Annotated in this window: 10 protein-coding genes; 6 read left to right on the top strand and 4 right to left on the bottom strand. The window is 69.3% G+C overall.

Annotation, left to right across the window (positions count from 1 at the left end; translation table 11 throughout):
- On the bottom strand, nt 1-474 hold a 474-nt coding region (locus ASD62_RS04510), incomplete at its 3' end, for a DUF222 domain-containing protein (RefSeq protein ID WP_157581562.1).
- A 226-nt stretch (nt 475-700) separates the two neighbouring features.
- On the bottom strand, nt 701-2,125 hold the full coding sequence (gene glnA, locus ASD62_RS04505; protein WP_056914937.1) for a type I glutamate--ammonia ligase: 1,425 nt from the start codon (nt 2,123-2,125) through the stop codon (nt 701-703).
- 159 nt (nt 2,126-2,284) lie between these two features.
- Here glnA and ASD62_RS04500 point away from each other — a divergent pair, with 159 nt between their 5' ends.
- Nucleotides 2,285-2,761 carry an RDD family protein gene (locus tag ASD62_RS04500; RefSeq protein WP_056914936.1) on the top strand — a complete coding sequence of 159 codons (477 nt, stop codon included), beginning with the start codon at nt 2,285-2,287 and terminating at the stop codon, nt 2,759-2,761.
- A 52-nt stretch (nt 2,762-2,813) separates the two neighbouring features.
- Here the strand turns inward: ASD62_RS04500 and ASD62_RS04495 are convergent, their stop codons facing one another.
- Nucleotides 2,814-3,425, bottom strand: a complete 612-nt coding sequence (locus ASD62_RS04495) for a PadR family transcriptional regulator (protein WP_056914935.1) — start codon at nt 3,423-3,425, stop codon at nt 2,814-2,816.
- On the bottom strand, nt 3,422-4,246 hold the full coding sequence (locus ASD62_RS04490; protein WP_056914934.1) for a DUF4097 family beta strand repeat-containing protein: 825 nt from the start codon (nt 4,244-4,246) through the stop codon (nt 3,422-3,424). Before ASD62_RS04490 ends, ASD62_RS04495 begins: the two co-directional genes overlap by 4 nt.
- Nucleotides 4,247-4,374: 128 nt before the next feature.
- Here ASD62_RS04490 and ASD62_RS04485 point away from each other — a divergent pair, with 128 nt between their 5' ends.
- The 5 genes from ASD62_RS04485 to ASD62_RS04465 all read left to right on the top strand — a co-directional run bounded on the left by ASD62_RS04485 (nt 4,375) and on the right by ASD62_RS04465 (nt 9,973).
- Nucleotides 4,375-5,235 (top strand): RimK family alpha-L-glutamate ligase, encoded by an 861-nt coding sequence (locus ASD62_RS04485; RefSeq protein WP_056914933.1) that lies wholly within the window; start codon nt 4,375-4,377, stop codon nt 5,233-5,235.
- 136 nt (nt 5,236-5,371) lie between these two features.
- On the top strand, nt 5,372-6,667 hold the full coding sequence (locus tag ASD62_RS04480) for an ABC transporter substrate-binding protein (RefSeq protein WP_056914932.1): 1,296 nt from the start codon (nt 5,372-5,374) through the stop codon (nt 6,665-6,667).
- Nucleotides 6,668-6,672: 5 nt separating this feature from the next.
- Nucleotides 6,673-7,635 (top strand): carbohydrate ABC transporter permease, encoded by a 963-nt coding sequence (locus ASD62_RS04475; RefSeq protein ID WP_056914931.1) that lies wholly within the window; start codon nt 6,673-6,675, stop codon nt 7,633-7,635.
- Between the two features lie 110 nt (nt 7,636-7,745).
- The gene (locus ASD62_RS04470; RefSeq protein ID WP_200956853.1) at nt 7,746-8,621 is read left to right on the top strand and encodes a carbohydrate ABC transporter permease; all 876 of its coding nucleotides are present in this window, start codon (nt 7,746-7,748) and stop codon (nt 8,619-8,621) included.
- Nucleotides 8,622-8,623: 2 nt separating this feature from the next.
- The gene (locus ASD62_RS04465; RefSeq protein WP_200956852.1) at nt 8,624-9,973 is read left to right on the top strand and encodes a GH1 family beta-glucosidase; all 1,350 of its coding nucleotides are present in this window, start codon (nt 8,624-8,626) and stop codon (nt 9,971-9,973) included.
- The last annotated feature ends 2 nt before the right edge of the window (nt 9,974-9,975 follow it).

The raw sequence follows: 9,975 nt of genomic DNA, 5'->3' as shown, positions 1-9,975 counted from the left end.
GGTGCCTTGGGCGGCGTGTGCGGCTGGTGCGGGGGCGGCGAACGCGTGGCGGGCGACGGCTCGTCGGAGCTGGGTGACGGTGGCGTTGCGGGCGAACTGGGTGACCGAGGCCTGGTGGGTGACCGGGACGTGGCGGGCCAGGACGGCCACCTGGTCCAGGGACAGCTCCCCGGCCTCCAACGCCACAGCTGCGTCGGTGAGCTCGGTGCGTCGCCGGGCGACGGCGACGATGTCGGCCGCGTGGGCATGGGACAGGCCGGCGCGGACGACGAGGTAGTGCTCGGGTGACTTGAACCCGCCTTCGCCCCAGTGCCGGTCGGTCATGACCTCGTCGATGATGTCGACCAGCTCGGCCTGCGCCCGGTTCAACCGCCCCGCAACAGCCGCGGTCCGCTCCCACAACGCTTGGTTCCGCACGCCCCAGCCACCGTCCGGACCGGTGTCCGGGAGTGCTGCGAGCGGGACTGTCGACATGCCCCAATCGTACAGGTGTTCGAACAGTCGGGGAAGGGGTGTCTGCAGCGAATTCGCTGTGAGCAGAACCGAATTCGTCGATCGATGCCGGATCGGTGACCAGCTGACCCGGCACGCACGGCGAACGCGGACCCCGAGGTGGGGTCCGCGTTCGCGAAGGTGGTTCAACTGCAGGCTCGCTCGGATGTCGCTGAGCCTTCGTTCGACATCTGGCTCGCGAGCTCGCTCAGATGTCGAAGTACATCTCGAACTCGTGCGGGTGCGGGCGGAAGCGGATCGGGTCGACCTCGTTCTTGCGCTTCCACTCGACCCAGGTCTCGATGAGGTCCTTGGTGAACACGTCACCCTCGAGCAGGAACTCGTGGTCTGCCTCCAGCGCGTCCAGGACGGCCGGCAGCGAGCCGGGGACCTGCTCGATGGCGTCGTGCTCCTCGGGCGGGAGCTCGTAGAGGTCCTTGTCCACCGGCTCCGGGGGCTCGATGCGGTTCTTGATGCCGTCCAGGCCGGCCATCAGCATCGCGGAGAACGCGAGGTACGGGTTGGCCGACGGGTCCGGCACGCGGAACTCGACGCGCTTGGCCTTCGGGTTGTCACCGGTGATCGGGATGCGGATGCAGGCCGAGCGGTTACGGGCGGAGTAGACCAGGTTGACCGGGGCCTCGTAGCCGGGGACCAGGCGGTGGTAGGAGTTGACCGTCGGGTTCGTGAACGCGAGCAGCGCCGGGGCGTGCTTGAGCAGGCCACCGATGTACCAGCGGGCCAGGTCCGACAGGCCGCCGTAGCCGCGCTCGTCGTAGAAGAGGGGCTCGCCGTCCTTCCAGAGCGACTGGTGCGAGTGCATGCCCGAGCCGTTGTCACCGAAGATCGGCTTCGGCATGAAGGTGACCGTCTTGCCGCCCTCCCAGGCGACGTTCTTGACGATGTACTTGAACTTCAGCACGTCGTCGGCGGCCTGCTTCAGCGTGTTGAAGCGGTAGTTGATCTCCTGCTGTCCGGCGGTGCCGACCTCGTGGTGGGCGCGCTCGACCGACAGGCCCGCCTCCTCGAGCGCGAGCGACATCTCGTCGCGCATGTCGGCGAAGTGGTCGGTCGGGGGAACGGGGAAGTAGCCGCCCTTGTAGCGGGTCTTGTACCCCTTGTTGCCACCCTCCTCCTCGCGACCGGTGTTCCACGCGGCCTCGATGGAGTTGATGTAGTAGTAGCTGGCGTTCTGCTTGGTCTCGAAGCGCACGTCGTCGAAGACGTAGAACTCGGCCTCGGCGCCGAAGTACGCGGTGTCCGCGATGCCGGTCGACTTGAGGTAGGCCTCAGCCTTCGCGGCGATGTTGCGCGGGTCGCGGGAGTACTCCTCGCCGGTGAACGGGTCGACGATGGAGAAGTTGAGGATGAGCGTCTTTTCCTTGCGGAACGGGTCGAGGTACGCGCTCGTCGGGTCCGGGACCAGCTTCATGTCGGACTCGTGGATGGCCTGGAACCCGCGGATCGAGGACCCGTCGAACATCTGGCCCTCCTTGAAGAAGTCCGCGTCCAGGCTCTTGGCGGGCACGTTGAAGTGCTGCATCACGCCCGGCAGGTCGCAGAAGCGCACGTCGACGAACTTGACGTCCTCGTCCTTGATGAACTTCAGGACCTCGTCAGCATTGCTGAACAAATTGGGGCCTCCTGTTGGTGGGACGGAGGGGATCCGCCCATGACTGAAACGCTGTCGTCGTCGACCCTAACGGGTCGAGGTTGCCCGGCCATGACCCGAATGTTTCGTGGGTGTTACACCCCCTGCGCCTGCTACCGGGTGGGCGCATAGGCTTTCGGTGTGGTCGACCGCAAGGACATCGGGTCCTGGCTCGAAGGGCCGGGTTCGCGCTCAGGCGCCCCCTCGGCATACCCGGGGGAGCGCCTCGGTATGCCGCGCGACGGCGCGGGTTCGCTCGGCCGGTTCGGACGGCGCCTGGTCGGCGTCCTCGTGGACTGGACCGTCTGCCAGCTCATCGCCTTCGCGTTCTTCAGCGTCCCCCTGCCGTTCGCGGGGGTGGCGACCAGCCGCGACACGGCCGTGCTGCTGGGACTGTTCGCGGTGGAGAACCTGCTGCTCGTCGGCACCCTCGGCTCCACGCTCGGCCACCGCCTGGTGGGGTTGCGCGTGCAGTCCACGGACGGCCGGATCCCCCGTCCGTTCCAGACCCTCGTGCGCACGGTCCTGCTGTGCCTGTTCCTCCCGGCGATGTTCTGGGACAAGGACGGCCGCGGCCTGCACGACAAGGCCGCCGGCACCGTCATCGTCCGCAGCTGACCGTGGTCACCCTCCGCAGCTGACCGCGGTCACCGTCCGCGGATGACCGAGGTCACCGCCCGGACCTGAGCACGACCTCGCGGATCCGGGTCGAGGCGTCACCGAGGATGTCGACGATCTCCTTGGTCTGCTCGGAGGTGAGGCCGTGCCGCTTCCACGCGTCCCGCGCCTCCTGGCGCAGCTGGTGGACGGCCTGCTCGAGGTCTCCGAGCCCACCGGTGTCGCGAGGGGGTCGGTCGCTCCACCCCTCGTGCCCGCCGACCGGGGTCGCGGTGCGCCGGGCCTCCTGCGCGGCGGCCCTCAGCTCGGCCCGCAGGTCGCTGCTCTGTCCGCGGACCCGCGAGCGCACCTCCTCGGCGAGCGAACGCACCGACAGGTCGAGGTCGGACTCGAGGCTGGACAGGTCGTCGCGGCGGTCCCGGACCTCGGCCCGCCCGGCCTCGGTGATCCGGTAGACGGCCTTGCGCCCCTCATCGGTGCGCTCCACCAGTCCTTCCTCCTCGAGCTTGGCCAGCCGCGGGTACACCGTGCCGGCGCTGGGGGAGTAGAGCCCGTTGAACCGCTGCTCGAGGTCCTGGATCACCTCGTAGCCGTGCCGGGGGCCGTCGTTGAGCAGCGCGAGCACGTAGAGGCGCAGCTGTCCGTGCGCGAAGACGGGACTCACGCGGGGCTCCCGGCGGGGGCGGCCAGCACGACGACGTTGCCGGACACCGCGTTGGCCTTGAGCTGCAGGCTCCCTGCGCCGTCGGAGAGCCGACCACCGGACGGGCGGGAGAACTTGTCGATCGTGCGGCCGTCGATGACGACCTGTCCCGAGGCGAGGTTGGCCTTGACGTCATACCCGTCGTGCGGGGCCCGCACCGTCACGTCCCCGGACACCGACGTCGAGCCGATGGAGGTGGTGGCGTTGACGAGGTCGAGGGTGACGTCGCCGCTGACGGTGTGGATGCTGACCTCGGGCACGTCGCTGCGCTGCGCGGTGACCGCGCCGGAGACCGTGTTGACCTTGAGCGGCCCGTTGAGCCCGTCACACTCGATCTCGCCGCTGACGGTGTTGATGTCGACCGGGCCGACGATGTCGTCCAGCGTCATCGAGCCGGACACGGTGTTGGCCTTGGCCCCGGCGCGCAGCCCGGCGAGCAGGGCGCCCGCACTCACGGTGCTCACGGTCGTCCGGGTGTCCTCGGGGACCGAGATGCTCAGCGCCACCCGGTTGTGCTCCAGGCCGTCGAACGCCTGTCGCACCTTGTCGAGGATCCGCGACCCGTCGACGCCGTGGGTGATCTTCAGCTTGTCGCCGTCCCACACGACACGCAGCGGCATGCCGTGCACCTCGGCCACCTCCACGCGGGCCGTGGGGGAGTCGCTGTGGGTCACCACGTCGACCCGGCCGCCGACGACGGCGACGCTGAGGGCACGCACCTGCTCGCCCTCGCCGCCGATGTCGAGCACTCGGGGGGAGTCGATCGACCAGTCCTGGCTCATTGGGCTTCCTTTCCGTCGTTCGCGCTATATCGCGTCTTGGCCACTCACGTTATATCGCGTATGCCGCGAGGGCAAGACCCCTGCAACCCCGTCGCCCGGCCGGGTCCGGCTTTGGCAGACTCGCCCGGGTGACCTCCCACCGCATCGCCCTGTGCACCTGGTCGGACCCGGCCTACGTCGACCCCGAACCCCGTGAGGCGGCCGCCCTGCTCCGCGCCCGGGGCCACCGGGCGGACGTCGTCGTGTGGCACGAGGAGGTCGACTGGAGCAGCTACGAGCTCGTGGTGATCCGCTCGACGTGGGACTACTTCGACCGGCTCCAGGAGTTCCTCGCCTGGGTGGACCGCGTCGACGTGGAGAGCCGGATCATCAATCCCCCCAACGTGATCCGGTGGAACGTCCACAAGGGCTACCTCGCCGAGCTCGGCGCTGCGGGGGTCCCGGTGCTGCCCATGCTCGTCCTGCCGCAGGGCGCCGTGGACGTCGCGGCCCGCATCGTTGCCACCGGCTGGGGCAGGGTGGTCGTGAAGCCCGCGGTCGACGGGGGCGCCCGCCAGGCAGCCCTGGGTGAGGCGGGCTCGGAGACGCTCGTCGCGCACGCCGAGCGCATCGCGGGGGTCGGGGACGTCGTCGTCCAGCCCTATGCGTCGGGCATCGAACAGGAGGAGGTCTCGTTGTTCCTCTTCGACGGAGAGGTGTCGCACGCGGTCCGCAAGGTCCCGGCGTCGGGCGACTACCGGGTGCAGGCCCACCACGGCGGCTCCGAGGAGCCGCACGTCGTGACCGAGGCGGAGCTCGCCACGGCCCGGGCCGCCCTGGCCCTCGCCCCCGCGGGCGTCGTCTACGCCCGCGTCGACCTCGTGGAGCACGAGGGGGTCCCCACCGTGATGGAGCTCGAGCTCATCGAGCCCGACCTGTTCCTGCGCGCGGACGACCGGGCCCTCGAGCGGTTCGTCGACTGCGTCGAGGGGCAGCTGCCCCGCGCCTGAGCCGGGCCCGTGACCGGAAGGTCACGGGAAGGTCACGAAATGGGAACCCTCCCATGGACCCCTTGACGGTACCCACCTGCTCGTCGCACTCTGTTCGGGAGCGCTCCCATGAGGGGGCCCGACGAAAGGTGCAACGGTGCACTCACGTTCTCGCTGGCTGGTGCCGGCCACCGTCCTGCTCACCACGGCCTCCCTCACGGCAGCGTGCGGAGGTGGCGGATCGGCCTCCTCGTCCTCGGGCGGGAAGGTCACCCTGCGGGTGAGCACGTTCGGCAAGTTCGGCTACACGGACCTCTACACGCAGTACATGAAGGACCACCCCAACGTCACGGTCGTCGAGACGGCCGAAGGCGACCTCGGCAAGTACAACACCCAGCTCATCCAGCGCATCGCCGCCGGCTCCGGAGCGGGCGACGTCGTCGCGATCGAGGAGGGCCAGGTCGTCAACTTCCTCCAGAGCGCCGACAAGTTCGTCAACCTCCAGAAGTTCGGGAGCAACGAGCTCAAGGACAACTGGCTCCCCTGGAAGTACACCAACGCCACCACGGCCGACGGCAAGACGACCATCGGGCTGGGGACCGACGTCGGCGGGTTGGCGATGTGCTACCGCAAGGACCTGTTCGAGAAGGCAGGCCTGCCGACCGACCGCGTCGAGGTCGGCAAGCTCTGGCCGACCTGGGACGACTACATCGCCACCGGCCAGAAGTACCAGGCCGGGATCAAGGACCCCAAGGCGAAGTTCGTCGACAGCGCCACGAACACCTACAACTCCATCCTCATGCAGTCCGGGGACCACACCTACTTCGACAAGAGCAACGCGCTCGTCATCGAGTCCAACCCGGCCGTGAAGTCGGCCTGGGACGAGTCGCTGAAGATGGTCGACACGGGTCTGTCGGCCAAGCTCAAGGCGTTCTCGCCCGAGTGGAACGCCGGCTTCAAGAACGGGTCGTTCGCGACGCTCGCCTGCCCCGCCTGGATGACCGGCTACATCAAGGACCAGGCCGGTGCGGCGAACACCGGGAAGTGGGACATCACCACGGTCCCCGGCGGCGGTGGCAACTGGGGTGGCTCGTGGCTCGGCGTGCCGACGCAGAGCAAGCACCAGAAGGAGGCGGTCGAGCTCGCCAAGTTCCTCACGACCGGCCAGAGCCAGCTCGCGGCGTTCAAGGCGGCCGGCAACCTCCCGTCGAACCCCAAGCTCTACTCCGAGGCGGCCCTGAAGGACGCGAAGAACGAGTACTTTAACGACGCCCCCGTCGGTGAGCTGTTCGTCGCCGGTGCCGCCAACCTCAAGCCCGTCTACCTCGGCGCCAAGAACCAGCCGGTCCGCGACGCCGTGGAGAACGCCATGCGCAGCGTCGAGGGTGGCCAGCGCAGTGCGGCCGACGGGTGGTCCGAAGCGGTCAAGGCAGCCACCAAGGCCGCGAAGTAGTCCTCGTGACCTCGACGACAGCAGCACCCCCAGCGGCGCCACCGGGTCCTCGCCCGGCCGGGTGGCGCCGCTGGCTGCGCCGCGCTGACGCGCGGTACACGCCCTACGCGATGGTCTCCCCGTTCTTCCTGCTCTTCGCGGTGTTCGGGTTCTTCCCGCTCGTGTACACGGCCTGGGTCTCGACGCACGACTGGAGCCTGCTCGCCGGTGACCAGGGCTTCGTCGGGCTCGGCAACTACCGCGAGCTGATGGCGGACGGGGACTTCTGGAACGCCATGCTCAACACCGTCGCGATGTTCGTCATCGCGACGGTGCCACAGCTCGTCCTCGCGATGGTCCTCGCCCAGCTGCTCAACTCGCGGCTGCGCGGAGCGACGTTGTGGCGCATGGGGATCCTGCTGCCGAACGTCACCTCGGTCGCCGCCGTCGGGATCATCTTCACGATGATGTTCAGCCGTGACTTCGGCCTGTTCAACTGGCTGCTGGGCCACGTGGGGGTCGACCCGATCGCGTGGCAGGACCACCGGTGGTCCTCCTGGCTCGCGATCTCCACGATGGTCGACTGGCGCTGGACGGGGTACAACGCGCTGATCCTCCTGGCGGCCCTGCAGTCCGTGCCCACGGAGATCTACGAGGCGGCCCGGATCGACGGGGCGAAGGCCTGGCGGACGTTCTGGTCCATCACCGTGCCGATGCTGCGACCCACGCTGATCTTCGTCTCCGTCGTCGCCACCATCGGTGGCACCCAGCTGTTCACCGAGCCCCTGCTGTTCAACCCGGGCGCCAACTCCATCGGTGGCGGGACGACCGGGCAGTTCCAGACCGCCGCGATGTACCTCATCCAGCAGGCGTTCACGGGCCAGCGGTTCGGGTACGCCGCCACCGTGGCCTGGGTGCTGTTCCTGTTCATCGCGGTGTTCTCGGCGGTCAACGTGCTGCTGCTGCGCCGGATCCGATCGGCCGAGTGAGGACCCCCATGCCCCCGACCCAGACCCAGCCCCCGACGCGCACCCCGGCGCCCGTTGCTCCGTCGCGCGCCGTGGCCGCACGCGGAACGGACGGTGCCGTGGCTTCACCGGTGAGCAGGCGCCATACCCGCTCGCTGCGACGGGCGGCGGACCGGAGCACCGGTGCCACGCCGGCGACCCCGCTCGTGTACCTGACCCTCGCGATCTCCGTGCTGCTCGCCGCCGGCCCGCTGTACTACATGGTCGTCATGGCCTCGCGCCCCAACAGCGACATCACGTCGATCCCGCCACCGCTCACCCCGGGTGACCAGCTCGGCGAGAACATCTCGCGGGTCTTCGCCAACCAGGACGTGATGTTCGCCCAGGCGATGGTCAACTCGGTCCTCGTCGCCGGGCTGGCTACCATCTCGGTCGTGGTGCTCTCCGCGCTGGCCGGGTTCGCCTTCGCGAAGCTGGCTTTCAGAGGCCGGAACGCGTTGCTGCTCATCGTGATCGGCACGATGATGGTGCCGGTCCAGCTCGGCCTGGTGCCGCTCTACATGCTCATGGGCAAGCTGGGGCTGGCAGGCACGCTCCCGTCGGCGCTGCTGCCGTTCCTCGTGAGCGGGTTCGGGGTCTTCATGATGCGGCAGTACGCCGCCCAGGCCATCCCGAACGAGCTCATCGAGGCCGCCCGTGTCGACGGAGCCTCCACGACCCGGATCTTCTTCTCGATCGTGTTCCCGATCCTGCGACCGGCCGCGGCGGTCCTCGGGCTGCTCACGTTCATGGAGCGGTGGAACGACTTCCTGTGGCCCTACCTCACCCTCGACGCCGAGCACCCGACCGTGCAGGTCGCGCTGTCCCGGCTGTCCGGCGGCTACTACACCGACCAGGCGCTGGTCATGGCCGGCACCCTCCTCGGGACGCTGCCGCTCGTCATCGTGTTCATCGTGTTCGGCCGCCAGATCATCGGCGGCATCATGCAGGGCGGAGTCAAAGGATGACCATGGACCTGTCGCGCAGCGACTTCCCGGACGGCTTCACGTGGGGCGTCGCCACCTCGAGCTACCAGATCGAGGGGGCCACGACCGAGGGAGGTCGCGGCGCGTCCATCTGGGACACCTTCTCGGCGACGCCGGGCCGGGTGGTGGGGGGCGACAGCGGCGCGGTCGCCGTGGACCACTTCCACCGGTACGCCGAGGACGTCGACCTCATGGCGTCGCTCGGCGTCGACGCCTACCGCTTCTCGATCGCCTGGCCGCGCGTGCAGCCCACGGGTTCGGGGCCGGTCAACCGCCAGGGGCTCGACTTCTACAGCCGGCTCGTCGACACCCTCCTCGAGCGCGGCATCAAGCCGTGGGCGACGCTCTACCACTGGGACCTCCCGCAGCCGCTCGAGGACGCCGGCGGATGGCCGGTGCGTGACACCGCGCACCGGTTCGCGGAGTATGCCGCGCACGTCGCCGACGCGCTCGGCGACCGGGTCGGGCACTTCATCACCCTCAACGAACCGTGGTGCTCGGCGTTCCTCGGGTACGGCTCGGGACGGCACGCCCCCGGGCGGTCGGACGCGGGGGCGGCCCTCGCGGCGTCGCACCACCTGCTCCTCGGACACGGCCTCGCGGTCCAGGCCCTGCGGGAGCGGGCGCCTGACGCCGAGGTGGGCATCACGCTCAACCTCTACCCGGTTGCCCCGGCGCACGACGGGCACGGCACCGCCGACGTCGTCCGGCGCGTCGACGGCCTGTCCAACCGGTGGTTCCTCGACCCCGTGCTGCGCGGCAGCTACCCGCAGGACGTCGTCGACGACGTCGCCCACCTGACGGACCTGTCGTTCGTGCACGACGGCGACCTCGCGGTGACCAGTGCGCCCCTGGACTTCCTCGGGGTCAACTACTACACGCGGCACGTGGTGGCACCTGGCGCCCTGCCCGGGACCGGCGAGGTGGACTTCGCCTCCCGCGGGCTGCCGACGACCGCGCTCGGGTGGGAGGTCGATCCCGAGGGCCTCGCCGACATCCTCCAGAGGGTCACCCGGGACTACGGCCAGATCCCCCTCGTCATCACCGAGAACGGTGCGGCGTTCGACGACGAGCTGGTCGACGGACAGGTGCACGACGCGGAACGGGTCGACTTCCTGCGCAGCCACCTCGAGGCGGGCGCGAAGGCGATCGCCGGCGGGGTGCCGCTGCGCGGCTACTTCGCCTGGTCGCTCATGGACAACTTCGAGTGGGCCGAGGGCTACGCGAAGCGGTTCGGGATCGTGCACGTCGACTTCGACACCCAGGAGCGCACGGTCAAGGACAGCGGGCGCTGGTATGCCGCGTTCCTTGCCGGGAAGCGCACGCAATACTGACC

It is taken from the genome of Phycicoccus sp. Root563 (assembly GCF_001427915.1).
In the GTDB taxonomy this organism is placed as follows: domain Bacteria; phylum Actinomycetota; class Actinomycetes; order Actinomycetales; family Dermatophilaceae; genus Pedococcus.
This window is presented reverse-complemented; position numbering and strand designations above follow the sequence as displayed.

Excerpts from the sequence above, each read along its gene's own strand:
- ASD62_RS04490 (WP_056914934.1), bottom strand. The coding sequence starts at position 4,246 with ATGAGCCAGGACTGGTCGATCGACTCCCCCCGAGTGCTCGACATCGGC.
- ASD62_RS04465 (WP_200956852.1), top strand. The coding sequence starts at position 8,624 with ATGGACCTGTCGCGCAGCGACTTCCCGGACGGCTTCACGTGGGGCGTC.